Source organism: Bacillus timonensis (assembly GCF_004799755.1).
GTDB lineage: Bacteria > Bacillota > Bacilli > Bacillales > Bacillaceae_L > Ferdinandcohnia > Ferdinandcohnia timonensis_A.
This window is the reverse complement of sequence record NZ_SLUB01000071.1, coordinates 1-16,853: the sequence shown is the minus strand read 5'-3', so window position 1 is coordinate 16,853 and position 16,853 is coordinate 1. Positions and strand designations below refer to the sequence as shown.

The window sequence follows — 16,853 nt, the reverse complement described above, 5'->3', positions numbered from 1 at the left end:
GACCGCCCGCGGAAAGCGAGTACCTGCAGCGGAAATCAACAACCTAGTTTTAGTTGACCCAATAAATATAAAAAATGAGGGGCTGTCCTCAAAAGTCACTTTTCAATGACTTTTTGGACAGCCCCTTAATTTTATTCATCTTTATTATCTGGGTCATTTACATCTTTAGGATCTTCAATTCGTTCTTCTTTATTAGTGTTTACATTATTTTCATCAATATTATCTGGATCTGCTGCATCTTTAGGATCTTCAATTAGTTCTTCTTTATCAGTGTTTACATTATTTTCATCAATATTATCTGGATCTGCTGCGTCTTCAGGATCTTCAATTGGTTCTTCTGTCCCTGGACTTACATCCACTTCAGGGGGTGGTGGATTTTTATCCTCATCTCTATTATTACACCCCAATAACAGGAAGATAGAAAGAAAAACTGTTGGTAATAGTCTTAACCACTTAAGATTCATTTTTACCGCCCTTTCCATTGTGATTTTCTAACTTATTCTTTGTTTCTTCTACTGGTAATATTCATTACCCTAGCCAAAATTTTTACCAATATAGTGGTGACATTAAAATGAGGTAAAGATAGGCAAATAAATTATTAAAATAAATTAGAATTGCTCTCTTATCACAAAGACACATCCATTTTAAAAACAAATTACTAACGTCTAAAGATTACCTATATTGGAGCATTTTTCCCAAACAAAATGGGACTTCTCAGTGAGGTCCCATTTTTAAGTGTAATAATCTCTTTTAGGGAAAGGTAAATCAAACATTTGTTCGTAATTCTAAAAAATGATATACGGATAATACGGATAATACGGATAATAAAAATAAGGATAAGCATACCAAAAACCATATGGTCGTAATAACAAACCCGTTACCAAGCCACCTAATAAGCCACCTAATAAACCGCCTAGAAAAGGGTTAGCCCAATATGGCACCCAAAAGAAGGGTCTAAAGGGGAAAGGTCTAAAAAAGGGTCTAAAGAATAATGGCCTCCTTATACCCCAAATCCTTTCGTCTAAATTTTCAACCTGATTATTTTCGTGAGATAGTTCGTAATAATGTTGCGGTTCTGGATTCATGAAAAGCACCTTCACTTCATTTTTAATCTAGAATATGCGTTTCCTATTTTTATTCTTGGGTTAATATCCCTATTTAAAAAATAAAAGAGACACATAGTAAAAAACAACTATACAGGCAGAAGGAAATTAAAACATTTGTATATCTGTAATGAATTATAAAATACTGAGGATGAAACTCAGGGATAGGGAGATTTTCTGAAGTAACTAAGCTCAATTTCTCCGTAATTCTCAATAATTGTCACCTAAAGGAATATTTTCTATTTAGAATTGAGGATAAAACATTTTATTCTAGGCATCTATCTGTTGTACTAAACTACAAACAGGAGGAAGTAACATGGCTAATCAAATTGATACTAATAAATTAAAACAAGCAGAGGCAGCCTCTTCTATAGTAAAAGATATGATAACTTCAGCTATAGAACAATCTGCTGCTAATAAAACTCTCGCTTCAGAAGCATTAAAACAAGCATCAAATGAGGTTGCACAAATACAAACAATAATTAGTCAAGTACAATCTCAGTTACAAGGCCAAGCATCTGCATCGGAACAATAATACTATAATAATCTAAGGTATTGCCCTTATCCTACATTATTATTTTGGCTTTCCAACAGGGATCTGGTGGTACATTATATCAATAACTCTTGTAGTTAAGAGTTTTACGTTGAAGTTCCTAAAGATGAGGAGATCAATCAACTAAAGGATCACCTTGCTTGTTAGAGAAACGTTTAAAAGAGTTTAAACAATGTAGATATCATAGCTAATACTTGAAATAATTGTCATAAAATAAAGTAGCTTGGGGATATTAACCCCAAGCTTTTGATGTACTACTTCCTTTTACCACTGAACTCCTTGCGAATCTTTACCATCAGGTATAATAGTCTTAAACTTATAGTTAAGGATAGGAGATATGCTGAACCTACAATTCCGCAATAAATTTTATGCAGAACTCCGAGTGGTTCTTTACTGACGAACTTCAAACTGTCCAAGGGTAGATTGATAACTGGTAGATTTTTATTGTCCTGAGTTCCTTACTGATTCATCTTTTATAAAATCCAATTTATATTCACCAAGGAAATTGATATGCTCCTATCCTAACAAATATTATTTAGGACTTACATGTATGCCTTCACTCTCTCGCCAATCTGCGTAAAGTATTCGCTTTACATTATCATATCCATTGGTAGTTAATTGGTTCTCTAACCACTGTTGATCAAATCCGAGTTCATGTAAATTTCTCCATAAGATTTCCCCATCTATAATTAACGATGTTGGGAGGTCTACTGGAATTTCTGGAAGATTGAGATCTTTTTTTCGGGTCTTTGATACTTCGATTGTAATAATATACTTATTTGCCCATTAGCTTCTAATATACCGTATTTGACTTCGCGAACAGAAAAAACCTGATTTTGTCGAAGTATACTTAATACTTGATTTACATCCAATTTGTTCTTTTTAAGTAAATTTCTATCCATTACACCATCCCGAATAATGATGTTAGGATCGCCCAATAAGAGAGAACGTATCGATTTATTTTTTAGAGTCAAGAATTCTATCCCTAACATGAGAAGCGTCCACAATCCGATGGCATATAAAAAGTGAAAAATCCCTACCTTATTTTGATAAATGGTATTTCCTAAAAAATCTCCAAGCACTAATACAAAAACTAAGTGAAACGGAGTTAACTGAGAGATAGATGTTCTACCTGTTATGATAATGATAAAAAATAAGGTGACAAAACCAACAATGGTTTTGATCGTGAGTAAACCAATATTAACTTCCTCCAAAATTTTTTCCTCCAGTTTAAATTTTACTTCGTTATAAGATCTTGAGGCATAGATAAAGATGATAGCTTTATTATTAAAGCTCGAGTTACAATCCCAACAATGATGTAATATATGAACGAATATCTGTATCTCCACTCTAAATAATTAACAAGTTTGACCCACTCGCAAAAGGGTTCACCTATAAAGGCATATGTTAGTGCCATAATGATCTGGGCTAAAATAAAAGATTTCCATGTTCTAAAATATTGATATAACAACATGTAAGCTACAGGTACCATTGAAAAATCAAAAGGAAAGGCCCGAGGAATAATAGGTAGGAATGCAATGGGGTAATCCCAAAAACTATATTGTGCACCAACTACATCTAATAAGGTTGTTGTCAAGATAATTATGGTACCAAATAACAAAATTTCTAAAATAATGTCTCGTTTTACAAATTTAGCCCATATAACCCAAGGCACAATTAAAAAAACGACTAGAATCCACCATTCCCAAGTTAAAAACTCATTTTTTAGCCAACCATTTAATTCTAAATGATAGAGCTTATCTTCTAATAAACGTATTTCCTTAAGATTTTCAAATATATTATTTATTGATATCACCCCTATATTTAAATTAAAAGGTAACAGATATTTTTGAATTCAAACTCTTTGAGCTGCCTTTTTAGTATTACCGTTTTTTAGTAATGAATTTCATCGTAAATAAGAAAAAAACCCATGTTGGAAGTTCTTATAACACGGGTTTTCGACCTTTTTCAAATAAGTCAGAAATATATTAAAAACAAAAATTATTTAAATCTAGATTTAAGATAGAACAATAAAAACAGGATACATCAACTTATAATAACGGAGAAAGCAGTCGAGCACCCTGTTCAACAATGCGCTCGGTCAGGGATCGTTGCAACAAGTCTTCAATTCTTAATGGTACAGAATCAGTAAGATCCCTCTCGAACTGCTCTGTGAGTTCCCTTGCCACATCAGCACTGTACACGACTTGACACACTTCATAATTCAGGCGAAAACTTCTCATATCATAGTTTGCTGCGCCTACTTCTGCAATTTCCTCATCAATGATCATCAGTTTCGCATGTAACATTCCTTTATTGTACTGGTAGATTTGGACCCCAGCTTCTATAAGTTCCCCGTAAAAAGTACGGCTTGCATAGCCCACAATTTTTTGGTCAATATGGCGAGGAACCAGCAATCTTACGCGCACACCACGAGCCACAGCTGTTTTTAACGCCATGATAATATCTGTTTCTGGTACAAAATAGGGTGTTGTTATATCAATAGTCTTGGTCGCCTGTGTTATACATATAAAGTAAGCTTGACGAATAACTGGGGTAGGAATTCCAGGGTTTCCTTCCAACGTATGGATGTACGCTTTTTGCAATTCTCCTGTCTTTGTTTGGGTATTGTCTGTTTTACCTTCTATAGGCCATAACTCAGATCCTAATTCGGCAGACCATCTTGAAAGATCTATGCTACCGGTTGGATTGGTTTCCGTTGATTTATATTTTGGGATTTTAGTGACTTTTTTCGTTCCACCAGATTTTGTTATTGACTTTATCCGTTCTGGTACAGCGATATCCCAATGAACGTCGAAGATGGTCTGCAAATCACTTGTTGTTTCCCCAATGATTTGCAAATGAGTGTCCCTCCAAAATCCTACGTCTGGCTTTAATCCTGTATATTCATACCCAACGTTCATACCGCCAGTAAAGGATTCTTTTCTGTCAATCGTGACAATCTTACAATGATCCCGATAATTCCAATTGGATAAAATCCAGGGAAAGCGTAAAGGAAATATTGTCCGACATTCTATCCCTGCTTCCACCATCTGAAGAATTTTTTGATGCGGAAATTTTTTACTCCCCCAACCATCTCTAATAAAACGAACCCGCACTCCATTTACTGCTTTTTCAATCAGCAATTCTGTGATGAGATTACCAATTTGGTCGTTCCGATAAATGAAATATTCCAGATCAATGGTTTTTTGGGCTTTTTGTAGGGATTTGATAAGTTGTTCATATTTTGCTATTCCATTGTTTAGTACTTGGACTTTACCGACTCGAAGCCCATGCACAGTGAAAGGTCGTAAAGCATCTGCGATTATCGATGCTGAATCACTATATGTATCAGGTAACTTATCAAATTCATTTTGAGAAGAGGTCAATCTTTTACGATGAAATAGCTTGGGATTTGATATGCTAAGGTATAGTAAGAAACCAATGACAGGCAAAACAAGGACGATTACGATCCAATTCAAAGCTTTGGCTGGTCGACGAACTTCCCAAATTGCTATGAATAAGATAAAGAACGTATTTAACAGGTATAGAAAAAAAATCCACTCCAACTAAAATCCCTCCTTAGTTTTTCCCTTAACAAATGTACAAACTCTGTAGTCCCCAGTTCCTCCGCAGGCTGACACCAAATTAAGTGATGTGGAGGTTGCAATATAAACCCTAGTTTTTCCTCTCAAAGCGTTTTATACCGGGGCTCACAGGTTTACGGAAATCTGCATATGGGTAATGCAGGAAACATCCCCAATCAAGGTAATAACGGCTACATGCAACGTTAGTGTCACTTTAAGAACAAATTTAGCTAACGGCACTTTAATCCCGACCAAGTGAAGATTAATCACTTGGATCTTTTCTCGTTTGTCGCATTGTGCATTTTTGATACCTTCATCATTTCAATCCTTCCATCCATTCCACTTTTACTGCGGATATGGGTCTCTCCGCTAAAAGACTGGACTCTAGCTTAGAATTACCAGTTTCTTAATATTTCATGGTATAGGTTTTAAGAAAGTTCAAGTAATTTTACTCATTTTGTTTATCATCATGCTGGTTTTTCCATGGGGGATCTCCATATTGATGCATTTTTTGATGGATCTTATAAAAAGCCCATGGAACGAAAGCAGACAACAGTGCAGAAAATATGATCATATTAGTGGGAAAACGTCCTAGCAGGTTTTCTAACATCAGCATCATTCGCTTTCAATTATTTTTCAATCTGTATAATGGAACCTGGGGCTCTAATAATGGCGTTTACTTCAATGGCAATTTCACTTTTTGAAAAATAATTATCGCCATGGTCCCAATCATCACAAATCTTTTTCCATAACGCATAATTTTTCCGCTGCACATATCCACTTAAACCAAGGGCATCTACTTTTAAATCATCACGTAATTTTTCCACGGAGGTTTCAGCCGTTTTCTTTATTTCGTTCTCCATGGCGTTCTGTACTTTTTCAATATTTTCAGGTTTTGTATAATCTAAGCGTTTAAATGATTCGCCGATTGTTCCTTCTGTTTGGATCATGATATGGAACTTAATCTTATTTTTATCATCCGTATTAACTTCCACTGTCCTTTTAGCATTTTTGATTTCATAAACTACCAAATCTTCATCAATTTTTGCTTTAACAAGCCCGCCTTTATAATCGCCTTTAATAAAATTTAAACCTTCTGTTGTTTTGCCGTTAATGAAGTCTACCATTGTATCGTTATGGCCGTGGATAACGGCTGCGCCTTCCGAATCTACCTTTTCCCCGTTCATTTCAATTTTCGGAATCACAAAGCTGTTATTTGAGGCTAAGTACTCATGAACGGTTCCAATACGCACCTCTTGTAACATTTGGGGATTCTTAACAGCATTTTCGATGATGGAGTCCAAGAACATAACCGGCAGGTTCTCAGGTTTCGGCTCAACTTTCAGGACATCACCAGCATTTCCTTTTGATATAAGAACTTTTACGCCTCTTCGCATCTCATGGTCCCGAAGAAAAAGGTCCATAATGTTAGAAAATGCCCCTGGTACTTTCGCAACATCTTCTGAGACAATAATCATTTCTAGATGGGCAAAAAAAGGCGTTCTGCTTGTCTCCTTTGCTAAATCGCGAATTTGTTCAAAAAGGGAGTCACTAACGGATGTGAGATTCTGATAAGCCGTTTCTTGACCGCCTCCTTGACCAGTGCCTTGTCCCAAGCCTCCTGGAACGACCAATTGGTAGGTACCTTGATAAACGTGCTGTTCATTTTTATCTTCCTCATTTCCTAAATTCTCTTCCAAATCGATTGCGGCCCCAATTGTAAATCCTCTGTCTTCGATTTCAACACGATCCCAGCAGCCTGTTAAAAGAAATGGCAAGAAGACAAGTGGAAGCCATCTATCCCATGATTTACTCACACTTTCCAATCCCCCTTAGTTTTGCAATCGCAAGCAATATGGAAGGGATAAAAATCGTAACCAATCCTCCCGAATAGCTTATGAAGGTTCCAAAACTCGTGATTTCATTAATATTTTGTGGAAACATGCAAATCAGATAAGAGAGTGGCGATATGATTAAAATACGAGTTGCTTTTTTCATGTTCCGAAAGAGAGAACCCATGCTAAATACAGCGATATCGAGAGACATAGCAGTAGTATTAAAAATCGCCATAATCCAGATCGTAAAAAATAAGGATTCGAACCGCTCGAAAAATCCGCCGGGAACTTCAACCTCTTTCGCTAGTTCAATCGTTGGATAAACCATTGTTGAGGTTGTATCATTCGTAAATACCCCAATACAAGTGGTGAAGATAATAAGATACAGTCCCACAACTAAACCCATTCCAGCAGCTGCAAATTTAGCTGCCTGCTTAGTGCGATTCATAAAGGCAACATAAAACAGAACAATTTCAAATCCTGCAAAAGAAAAAAAGCTTAGTTTGACTCCTTCCAGGTAACCAGACCAGTCGGTCGTAAAAACGGGCAAGAGATTTTGAAATTCAAAATACGTGATATTCATCAAAGAAATCGAAACCGCAATAAAACAGATTATCGGCAGAAACAAAAGATTTAATCGCAAAATCCCCACCCGGGATCCGGAAACGGAATAGACGACAACTAATAGAAACATAACAGAAAGAATTTCCACGGGTGTACGGCTAAACAAGTATTGCTCTGCGATTTCACCTATTGCTCGTATTTCGTATGCAACAAAGAATATGAAATGAATGGTGAACCATACGTTTAAAATAAAGACAATAGGCTTTGGGACAAGTAAAGGAGCAAAAGAAAAAAAGGACTTTTTCGGAAATCTTGATGATAGGTTCGCTGCTATCCATGTAAAAAGAATGGCAAGAGCTCCTCCGATTAGAAGAGCAATTGCACCATCATAAAAATTGGTCGCATTAGCCAATAATCGTGGAAGGGATAAGATCCCGATACCGATCACCATCGATGGGACTGCATACATGATTTCCTTTTTTCCAATCTCCCCATCTCCGTATTCAAATGACTTCATGACGATTCACCATCTTTATCCATCCGGACTTTATCATCGGTCTGCATATACTGAGGACGCTGAGACAGCGTCGCAATGGGACTGCGGATAACTAAGTCTTTCCAGTCCTTAAGAAAGTTGGGAGCAAAGGGTGTAGAATAGGGAACTCCAAAGCTTTTCAAATTCACAATATGGATATTGATCATAATATAGCCAAGAATGATTCCATAAAAACCAAAAACAGCAGCTGCCAACATAAATCCAAAGCGTAGCATCCGAAGTGAAATGGCAAAGCTATAGGAAGGCAGCGCAAAGGAGGCAACGGCCGTGATGGCGACAATAATTACCATAATCGGACTGACCACTCCTGCACTAACTGCTGCTTCACCAATTACAAGACCACCGACAATGCCAATCGTTTGCCCAATCGGTTTTGGCAAACGAACTCCAGCCTCTCGAAGCATCTCCATCGTAAATTCCATTAAAAAGGCTTCTATAAATGCAGGGACTGGCACTCCTTCTCTCGTCGATGCAATTGAAAAAGCCAGCTTTGACGGAATCATGCCTGGGTGATAGGAAACAAGAGCAATATAGAGAGATGGCAAAAATACGGAAATAAACGCACCGAAGTATCGCAGCACTCGAATGAGAGAGCCGACCATCCAACGTTCATAATAGTCTTCTGGAGACTGCAATGTATTGCCGAATGTGACAGGTGCAATAAGCACAAAGGGTGTCCCGTCCAGCACAATGGCAACCTTTCCTTGCACTAGCTCTGTTGCAACTTTATCCGGCCTTTCTGTATGTGACATCTGAGGGAACGGCGATAGGAAGCTGTCTTCGATCCATTGCTCAATATACCCTGATTCTGGAGCATCATCTAAATCGATGGTATCGATTCGCCGTTCCACTTCCTTTACCAAAGCTGGATTAGCAATTCCTTCGATATAGGCAACCACTAAGTCCTTTTTGGAGCGGCGTCCAATTTTATATGACTTAAATCGCAAATTTGCATCCCGAATACGCCGCCGTATAAGAACCGTATTAGTGCGGAGATTTTCAATAAACCCCTCTCTTGGTCCTCGAATTACCCCTTCGGTAATAGGTTCCTGAACAGCTCGGTTCACCCAGCCTTTACTTCCTAAAATCAATCCTTGATTGATCCCATCAACCAAAAGCACCGTGTCCCCAGATAAGATGGCTAAAGACATATCATCTAATGTGTCTGCCTGTTTGACTTCAGAAATCGTAATCGCCTTTTGATAAAGCTCTTCTAAAAGCTGATCCGGATGTTGAGAAAAATCTTTTCCACTTTCGATTACCTCAATTTGAAGTGATTTAAGGATATGATTATGAATTAAATTTTTATCCGTAAGACCATCGACATAAATAAGGGCGCAGTTGATATTTGTTTTACCTAATGTAAATTTCCTAATCGTGAGATCACTCGGTGAATCAAATATATTTTTTATATTTTGGATATTTTTATCCAATTCCTTAAATATGTTGATAAAAAAATCTTCATTTAAAGCTTGCTGTTTGTTGTTATTATGCGAATTTCGTTTAGAAGTGAATTTAATAATCCTCTTTCATCCTCTCTTTGAATCAATGTAAATACGTTTAATTAAAGTTGATATCCAATCTTCTAAAGAATGCTGATCATCAGTTTCCAGCCAAAGAGAAAATACAATGTATCAACTTTCAAGACTCCTAGAACTATGAATAAATTATCTATATTTTAATACTTTTTTTTAACTTAATTTTTCTTTCTTTTCCATTTCATTACTCTCTTCTCATCGATTTTTCTTACAAGTGTATCTTTTCCAAAAACCGTAGAATATTGCATATCCAAATATTTAAACATTTAAAATCGGTGAATAAAAATCTTTCTATTCAGCATTCCAAAAATGTTTCAAAAATCATAGGAGGTGTTATTCATGACAGTCATAAATGACGTTAAAACAGCTTTAGCTGGATTAAAAAGCGCTCAAGCTAGCTTTGAAACATTTGCTCTTAGTACAGATAATGAACAAGCTAAGCAACTTTATCAAGATGCGGCTAAACAAACTCAATCTGTAGTAGACAGCATTGCACCAAGAGTTCAACAAATCGAACAAGAAGAACCTCAATACAAACAATAATCATTAGCGATACAAAAGGTTGGTTTGATATTGAACAACCTTTTTCTCGACTTTGAAGGGATAAAACATGAGGTGATTTCAGGAAAGGTAAAAACAAAATAAGTTATTCATAGAGGTAATGGTTAATAAAATAATTTAATAAATACTAAAAAGCTTGTAGAAAATGTCCAAATAATGGATTCTACAAGCTTTATTCTTTCGCAAGGTTTAACTGCTAGATATTATTTCACATCACCAATTGGATCAAAAATGGAATAAATTCTTAAAGTCCCGTTACCTATAGACTTAGGACAAACACATTGTCCCCGACAGCATGCCAGGAAAATGGTTAACTACACCAATAAGTAAATGATTAGGAACTGTGGAATTTTACCTTGTGTACGACTCCACATTGCTAGAAAACAACGTTTAAGGCTGGTTGTTTTCCTCCATTCCTTTGAATTCCTTTAACTCATTCTCTAATTTTTCAATGTTAGCTTCAAAAATCTTTTTTAATTCTTGGTGATAGGTAAGGGTTCGTAATAAATTTGTAATCACTGTTTTATAATTAACTCTCTGAAGTAATTGCTCATAACTTATAATGGTCATTTGTTGGCTGGTGAGATCGAGTACCGCTGGAGTGGATTGATCAACTATAAAAATAAATTGGGAATTGGTTTCGGGATTATAATTTAAGACTGGTCCTAAATTATTGTAGGTACCGTTTTGGTTATCGATAAAACGAAAACCGTTATCTTTTATAAATCTCATAACAGGTAATAATGTTATGCTAGTCTCTTCAAGTTCCTTTACTTGTTGCTGTTGTAGAACAGCAGATTTTTTTGCTAATTCCGCCACTTGTTGATAATCTTCCTCTATTTTGGATAAATGGTCTTCTACAATGGCCTGTAATTCAGACATGTTCATCGCCTTTCAAATTTTATTTATTCATATCTATTAACAAAAATACTTTTGTTTATACTTCATTTTTCCGAATTCGAAATGGCAATTACGCATTATTGATAGGTCCGTCATAAGTGGGATGAAAGAAAAAAGAAGAGCGAAATCCATTGTTAAATAGGATCTCGCTTGGTTATCCGTTTTATAAAAACTATACATAATCTTCCCTTGTAATAACAATTGAACGCCATAATTAAAATTAAGAAAAGAAACATTACTTTAGAAAAGAGCCTGTGCATATAATTTTATCAGTTTCTTTAATCTTTACCTGGCAAGAAATAAATCTCCTGATGTGGGGGGGCTTCGGTTTGTACTTTTTTTAGCCTTCCTTCGCTAACTAGCTCCTTTAACCCTTGTTCAATCTCAAAAGGTTTTACCCCTAAAATATCTGCCACTTTGACAGTCGAAATACTCATATACTTCGGTTTCTTTGTAGACGACATAATCATTGATTGTATTCGTTGAAATAACTTTTCTTTTTCCAAAGCATAACCCTCCATTTTTGTTATATGAAAATCGTTCCTTTTAGTATTTTTTTCCCTTTAATGTAAATATTATTACAGTATTGGATTGGAGGAAATTTGAAATGGCAAATTACACACCACAGCGGATCGCTCAATTAGCAGTTGAAGCCGGTACTAAAAAGGCAGGTCTTCCTCTCCCGAGCATGTTAATTTTAGGATTTCTTGCAGGAGCATTCATTTCCATGGGATATCTCCTGGATATAAGGGTGACTGCTAATCTTCCAGAAAACTGGGGAACATTTGGCTCTTTCCTCGGGGCAGCTGTTTTCCCGTTGGGCTTGATCTTAATTATTCTTGCAGGGGGAGAGCTATTAACAGGAAATATGATGTCTGTTTCATTCGCTTTCCTTTCCAAAAAGGTTACAATCGGGTGGCTTCTAAAGAATTGGCTGTGGATTACAATAAGCAACTTTGTTGGAGCAATATTTGTAGCTTATGTTTTTGGCAATCTGGCAGGATTGACAGACCACGGTCCGTTTTTAGCGAAAACAGTAGCAATGGCCCAGACCAAACTGGACGAAGGATTTTGGGAGAGCCTATATTCTGCTATTGGCTGCAATTGGTTAGTGGGACTGGCTGTTTGGTTGTCTTATGGTGCAGAAGATGTAGGCGGAAAAATTTTGGCGATCTGGTTTCCCATTATGGGGTTTGTTGCGATTGGCTTTCAACACGTGGTCGCAAATATGTTTATTATACCTGCAGCCATTTTTGCTGGGTATTTTACCTGGATGGATTATTTTAGGAATTTCATCCCGGTGTATATTGGAAATGCTATTGGAGGAAGCATTTTCGTAGCATTGGCATATTGGCTCGCATATATAGGGAATGTATCGCCAGCTTCATTAGAAGAAAATCAGCTTTCTAATAAGAGAATCCGTAAAATACAGGGGGCAAAAGAATGAAAGCACAAAAATTTTCAGTAAAAATTAATGGGAAAGAATTTAAGGCAGATGAAGGCCAAACCATTTTGGATGTAGCTAAGGCGGAAAATTTATTTATACCTAGCGTTTGTTTTCATCCAGATCTGGGTAGCATCCAGACATGTGATACATGTTTTGTAAACGTTAGTGGCGAATTAGTACGAGCTTGCACGACGAAGGCCGTACCGGACATGTCGATTGATATACAATCAAAGCCGGTAAAAGAGGCTCAGGAAGAGGCCATGTCGCGGTTGTTAAAAAATCACGAACTTTATTGTACCGTTTGTGACAACAACAATGGGGATTGTACCTTACATAATACAGTGGAGTATATGGAGATTGCTCACCAAAAATATCCATTCGAGGCAAAACCATATCCACCAGACAATTCACATCCAATGTACCGTTATGAGCCTGATCAATGCATCCTTTGCGGCAGATGTGTAGAAGCGTGCCAGGATTTACAGGTCAATGAAACTCTTACGATTGATTGGAGTCGGGAAAGGCCACGTGTGATTTGGGATAATGATGTACCAATAGACGAGTCCTCCTGTGTATCCTGCGGTCATTGTGTTAATGTTTGTCCCTGCAATGCACTAATGGAAAAATCAATGCTCGGTAAGGCTGGGTTTTTAACGGGAATTCCTCCAAAAATATTAGGGCCGATGATTGATTTAACTAAAGAGGTAGAACCGGGATACAGGGAAATCTTTGCTATTTCGGAAATGGAAGCTGCGATGAGGAAGGCTCGCATAAAAAGGACGAAAACCGTATGTACATATTGTGGTGTCGGATGCAGCTTTGAGGTTTGGACAAAGGATCGTGAAATTCTAAAAATCCAGCCAGTAGAAGAAGCCCCAGTTAACGGAATTTCAACCTGTGTAAAGGGAAAATGGGGCTGGGATTTTGTAAACAGTCAGGAGAGGTTAACAAAGCCTTTAATCCGCAAAGGGGATGAGTTTGTTGAAGCTACCTGGGATGAAGCGCTCGATTTGATTGCCAGCAGGCTTGCAGATATTAAGGAGGAGCAAGGACCTGATAAGATTGGATACATTGCTTCATCTAAGTGCTCTAATGAAGAGAACTACTTATTTCAAAAATTCGCCCGTGCGATTATGGGCTCGAATAATGTGGATAATTGCTCAAGATATTGTCAATCTCCAGCAACCGCAGGATTAATGAGAACAGTCGGGTTAGGTGGAGACTCCGGAACGATAAAGGATATAGCTGCCGCAGAGTTGGTCTTGATTGTCGGAGCTAACCCGGCCGAATCACATCCTGTGTTGGCGACGCGAGTCAAACGTGCCCATAAACTTCATGGCCAAAAATTGATTGTGGCTGATTTACGTGAAAATGAGCTAGCCCAACGCGCCGATTTGCTGATTCATCCAAAACCAGGAACAGATCTTATTTGGCTGAATGCGATTACAAAATATATCCTGGACCAAGGTTGGGAAGATAAAGATTTTTTGAGAAATAGAGTTAATGGAATTGACGAATATCTCCAATCCCTGAAGAAATTTACTTTAGACTATGCCGAAGAAAAAACAGGTCTTACTAAGGATGTAATAATTCAGATAGCCACTTCGATCCACGAAGCTAAAACAGTTTGTATTTTATGGGCAATGGGTGTGACCCAGCATACAGGAGCAACGGACACGAGTACGGCAATCTCCAACCTTCTGCTGATTACTGGAAACTACGGCCGTACCGGCACTGGAGCTTACCCGCTGAGGGGGCATAATAATGTTCAAGGAGCATGTGATTTTGGCACTATGCCTGGCTGGTTTCCAGGTTATGAACCGGTACAGGATCCTGCAGTCAGGGAACGCTATGAAAAAGCATGGGGAACCACATTGCCTGAAGAGCCCGGAATGAATAACCATAAAATGGTTGAGGGTATCCATAATGGCCAATTAAAAGCTCTATATTTGTTTGGAGAGGAAATGGCTTTAGTGGATGCCAATTCGAATCACGTTGAAGCTGCTTTCGATAAACTGGACTTTTTTGTTGTCCAGGATATTTTCTTTAGCCGGACTGCACAATTTGCTGATGTCGTCCTGCCTGCTGCACCAAGTCTAGAAAAGGACGGAACATTTGTAAATACGGAGCGCCGAATTCAACGCTTCTATAAAGTATTTGACCCGCTGGGCGATTCAAAGCCGGACTGGCAAATTTTCCAGGAGATCGCTAACCGACTAGGAGCCAACTGGAATTATCAGCATCCAAGTGAAATTATGGATGAAGCAGCTAGTCTTGCACCGCTATTTGCCGGAGTTAGCTACGAGCGGCTGGAAGGTTTTAATAGCCAGATCTGGCCTGTTGCTCCAAATGGAGAAGGTACGCCTTTACTTTACAAGGAACGTTTCGCCTTTCAGGATGGAAAAGCGAGGCTTATCCCAGTCGATTGGACACCTCCATTTGAGCCTGGTGAAGATTATGACCTCCATTTAAACAATGGGCGAATCCTCGAGCATTTCCATGAGGGGAATATGACCTACCGATCAGAAGATATCACCCACAAAGTACCTGATATCTGGCTTGAAGTGTCCCTTCAGTTGGCAAAGGAACGGAACCTAGAAGATGGCTCATTGGTCCGTCTGACTTCACCGTACGGCCATGTTGAAGTAAGGACGATCGTAACGGACAGAGTTAAAGGCAAGGAGCTTTACTTGCCGATGCATTCTCGGGAAATAGTTGAAGCCGTGAATCGTTTAACTAGCAGTTATCACGATATGATTACTCATACCCCGAGCTATAAGGAAATGAGTGTTAAATTGGAGATTCTCGAAACAGAGGGCGAATCTCCGCTTCCAAGTCATAATCATCGTTTTGGAAACAGGGTGCCGCAAATTAGTGTTATGGTTGAAGAAAAGTGGAATCGAGCAGATTTTAAGCCAATACCTGAAGTGTACGAGCTAGGAGGCGATGAACTTGGCGAAAGCAATTAGGCAAATTAGAAAAGAAGTTCCAAATCCACAGCAGGAACAGCAGGAAGCCATCGCGGATATGATAAAAGAGCTTGCGGACAATCGCGAAGCAATCATGGGGGCAATTAGAATTCTTAAAGGGCTACAGGAGATGAGAGTTTTGGAAACGATAGGTGCACTGCTTGATCAGCGCAATGAAGTCGGAGCAATCGCGATTCAGCAAATCAATCAGCCAACCATGCATAACGTCGTTAAAACTGGAATTAATGCGTTTAAATTTATGGGCTCTCTCCAACCGTCCGAGATTGAAACCATCTTGGAAGGTATGGGGCTCGGCTTGAAAAAGTTATCCGAGACCGGCCATGAGGGTAAGAAACAAAGTATTTGGAAGATGCAGAGAAGAATGCGGAGCCCGGAAATAAGAGCGGCCATGACTACGATGGTTGATTTTATGGAAGGCATGGGCCAGGCATTTTTAAAAAATCGAGAGGAAAAACAGTAAGGGGTCGGTGAAATAATGGAAAATCGTGTTTTTGTTATAAAGGATATGGTCAATCAACAGGACGCGGATAAGATACTAAACGCCCTTCTTGAGGTATGGGGGATTGGAAGAGCCGAAGTCAATTTAAACAACAGCAATGCCGTTTTTTCTTATGATGAAAGAATGGCTTCCTACCACGATTTTGAACAAGCTATTATCGACAAAGGCTATGAAATATTACAGACTGAATGGTCTTCAACGGAAGATTAAGCTTAGAAAGGAGATCGAAATATGAAGGTATGTGAGATTTGTGGGTCCAGGGAAGAATTCGTAACGGAAGCCTCTGATACAATTCACCTCCTCATTCTGCATGTTTGTGAACAATGTCAAAGTGACCGTAAATTCGAATGGACTGAGAACCATTCATTTTAATCAGGTTAAGAATGTCACGAACAGTATTAATGTTTGTGAATCCTTGATTTCTAAAAGCTTGCCCTTAAAAAAGAGACTAAAAAGAGCATTCCTGTTAGAAGGATTATCGGGGACTTGAACAAAAAGAGCCCTCTTGGTATGATGCGGGGTGTCAAATCTGCACGAATTGACCCCTAATTTGTTAACCAAGGAGGACTCCATAATGGATTTTATACAAAATAAAAAAATTAATCAAGTCACTGAAAAAACACTCGTCGTAGGAATCGACATTGCAAAGCGTACACATTTCGCTTGCTTTGTAGATGATCGTGGTAGAGTGCTCCAAAAATCATTTTCTGTAACGCAATC

Annotated in this window: 16 protein-coding genes and 1 pseudogene; 7 read left to right on the top strand and 10 right to left on the bottom strand. The window is 38.1% G+C overall.

Annotation, left to right across the window (positions count from 1 at the left end):
• Positions 1 to 131: 131 nt before the first annotated feature.
• Positions 132 to 464 carry a hypothetical protein gene (locus E1I69_RS21830; protein ID WP_136381649.1) on the bottom strand — a complete coding sequence of 111 codons (333 nt, stop codon included), beginning with the start codon at positions 462 to 464 and terminating at the stop codon, positions 132 to 134.
• A 955-nt stretch (positions 465 to 1,419) separates the two neighbouring features.
• Between E1I69_RS21830 and E1I69_RS21820 the strand changes: the two genes are divergently transcribed.
• Entirely contained in the window at positions 1,420 to 1,638 is a 219-nt protein-coding gene (locus tag E1I69_RS21820) for a hypothetical protein (protein ID WP_136381647.1), read from the top strand.
• Between the two features lie 549 nt (positions 1,639 to 2,187).
• Here the strand turns inward: E1I69_RS21820 and E1I69_RS25550 are convergent.
• From E1I69_RS25550 to E1I69_RS21790, 7 genes are all read right to left on the bottom strand, one after another.
• Positions 2,188 to 2,331, bottom strand: coding sequence for a YetF domain-containing protein (locus tag E1I69_RS25550; RefSeq protein ID WP_278186189.1), 144 nt, complete (start codon positions 2,329 to 2,331; stop codon positions 2,188 to 2,190).
• Between the two features lie 32 nt (positions 2,332 to 2,363).
• Positions 2,364 to 2,870, bottom strand: coding sequence for a DUF421 domain-containing protein (locus E1I69_RS25545; RefSeq protein WP_278186187.1), 507 nt, complete (start codon positions 2,868 to 2,870; stop codon positions 2,364 to 2,366).
• A 23-nt stretch (positions 2,871 to 2,893) separates the two neighbouring features.
• Positions 2,894 to 3,472, bottom strand: a complete 579-nt coding sequence (locus E1I69_RS21810) for a CBO0543 family protein (protein ID WP_136381646.1) — start codon at positions 3,470 to 3,472, stop codon at positions 2,894 to 2,896.
• A gap of 235 nt (positions 3,473 to 3,707) precedes the next feature.
• Positions 3,708 to 5,225, bottom strand: coding sequence for a phospholipase D-like domain-containing protein (locus E1I69_RS21805; protein ID WP_136381645.1), 1,518 nt, complete (start codon positions 5,223 to 5,225; stop codon positions 3,708 to 3,710).
• A 647-nt stretch (positions 5,226 to 5,872) separates the two neighbouring features.
• On the bottom strand, positions 5,873 to 7,060 hold the full coding sequence (locus E1I69_RS21800) for a Ger(x)C family spore germination protein (protein WP_161974961.1): 1,188 nt from the start codon (positions 7,058 to 7,060) through the stop codon (positions 5,873 to 5,875).
• Positions 7,053 to 8,159 (bottom strand): GerAB/ArcD/ProY family transporter, encoded by a 1,107-nt coding sequence (locus E1I69_RS21795; RefSeq protein WP_136381643.1) that lies wholly within the window; start codon positions 8,157 to 8,159, stop codon positions 7,053 to 7,055. The genes E1I69_RS21800 and E1I69_RS21795 overlap by 8 nt, the downstream gene beginning before the upstream one ends.
• Positions 8,156 to 9,631, bottom strand: coding sequence for a spore germination protein (locus E1I69_RS21790; protein WP_278186186.1), 1,476 nt, complete (start codon positions 9,629 to 9,631; stop codon positions 8,156 to 8,158). Before E1I69_RS21790 ends, E1I69_RS21795 begins: the two co-directional genes overlap by 4 nt.
• 444 nt (positions 9,632 to 10,075) lie before the next feature.
• Between E1I69_RS21790 and E1I69_RS21785 the strand changes: the two genes are divergently transcribed.
• Positions 10,076 to 10,279, top strand: coding sequence for a DUF1657 domain-containing protein (locus E1I69_RS21785; protein ID WP_136381641.1), 204 nt, complete (start codon positions 10,076 to 10,078; stop codon positions 10,277 to 10,279).
• A gap of 408 nt (positions 10,280 to 10,687) precedes the next feature.
• Here the strand turns inward: E1I69_RS21785 and E1I69_RS21780 are convergent, their stop codons facing one another.
• Together E1I69_RS21780 and E1I69_RS21775 are read right to left on the bottom strand one after the other, a co-directional pair.
• Positions 10,688 to 11,179: a hypothetical protein gene (locus E1I69_RS21780; protein WP_136381640.1), complete on the bottom strand. Its 492-nt coding sequence runs from the start codon at positions 11,177 to 11,179 to the stop codon at positions 10,688 to 10,690.
• A gap of 296 nt (positions 11,180 to 11,475) precedes the next feature.
• Positions 11,476 to 11,703 (bottom strand): hypothetical protein, encoded by a 228-nt coding sequence (locus tag E1I69_RS21775; RefSeq protein WP_136381639.1) that lies wholly within the window; start codon positions 11,701 to 11,703, stop codon positions 11,476 to 11,478.
• Between the two features lie 101 nt (positions 11,704 to 11,804).
• Here E1I69_RS21775 and E1I69_RS21770 point away from each other — a divergent pair, with 101 nt between their 5' ends.
• From E1I69_RS21770 to E1I69_RS25105, 5 genes and pseudogenes are all read left to right on the top strand, one after another.
• A complete protein-coding gene (locus tag E1I69_RS21770; RefSeq protein WP_136381638.1) occupies positions 11,805 to 12,644 on the top strand; it encodes a formate/nitrite transporter family protein in 840 nt (279 codons plus the stop codon).
• Positions 12,641 to 15,613: a formate dehydrogenase subunit alpha gene (gene fdhF, locus E1I69_RS21765; RefSeq protein ID WP_136381637.1), complete on the top strand. Its 2,973-nt coding sequence runs from the start codon at positions 12,641 to 12,643 to the stop codon at positions 15,611 to 15,613. Before E1I69_RS21770 ends, fdhF begins: the two co-directional genes overlap by 4 nt.
• On the top strand, positions 15,597 to 16,094 hold the full coding sequence (locus E1I69_RS21760) for a DUF1641 domain-containing protein (RefSeq protein ID WP_161974960.1): 498 nt from the start codon (positions 15,597 to 15,599) through the stop codon (positions 16,092 to 16,094). The genes fdhF and E1I69_RS21760 overlap by 17 nt, the downstream gene beginning before the upstream one ends.
• Before the next feature lie 15 nt (positions 16,095 to 16,109).
• Positions 16,110 to 16,343 (top strand): heavy-metal-associated domain-containing protein, encoded by a 234-nt coding sequence (locus E1I69_RS21755; RefSeq protein ID WP_136381635.1) that lies wholly within the window; start codon positions 16,110 to 16,112, stop codon positions 16,341 to 16,343.
• A gap of 364 nt (positions 16,344 to 16,707) precedes the next feature.
• Positions 16,708 to 16,853, top strand: a pseudogene (locus E1I69_RS25105) (IS110 family transposase); the annotation flags it as partial.

What these genes read in the sequence shown, in the direction of transcription:
- E1I69_RS21770 (WP_136381638.1), top strand. Translation starts at nt 11,805, where the DNA reads ATGGCAAATTACACACCACAGCGGATCGCTCAATTAGCAGTTGAAGCC.
- E1I69_RS21830 (WP_136381649.1), bottom strand. Translation starts at nt 464, where the DNA reads ATGAATCTTAAGTGGTTAAGACTATTACCAACAGTTTTTCTTTCTATC.
- E1I69_RS21820 (WP_136381647.1), top strand. Translation starts at nt 1,420, where the DNA reads ATGGCTAATCAAATTGATACTAATAAATTAAAACAAGCAGAGGCAGCC.
- E1I69_RS21780 (WP_136381640.1), bottom strand. Translation starts at nt 11,179, where the DNA reads ATGTCTGAATTACAGGCCATTGTAGAAGACCATTTATCCAAAATAGAG.
- fdhF (WP_136381637.1), top strand. Translation starts at nt 12,641, where the DNA reads ATGAAAGCACAAAAATTTTCAGTAAAAATTAATGGGAAAGAATTTAAG.
- E1I69_RS21755 (WP_136381635.1), top strand. Translation starts at nt 16,110, where the DNA reads ATGGAAAATCGTGTTTTTGTTATAAAGGATATGGTCAATCAACAGGAC.
- E1I69_RS21795 (WP_136381643.1), bottom strand. Translation starts at nt 8,159, where the DNA reads ATGAAGTCATTTGAATACGGAGATGGGGAGATTGGAAAAAAGGAAATC.
- E1I69_RS21785 (WP_136381641.1), top strand. Translation starts at nt 10,076, where the DNA reads ATGACAGTCATAAATGACGTTAAAACAGCTTTAGCTGGATTAAAAAGC.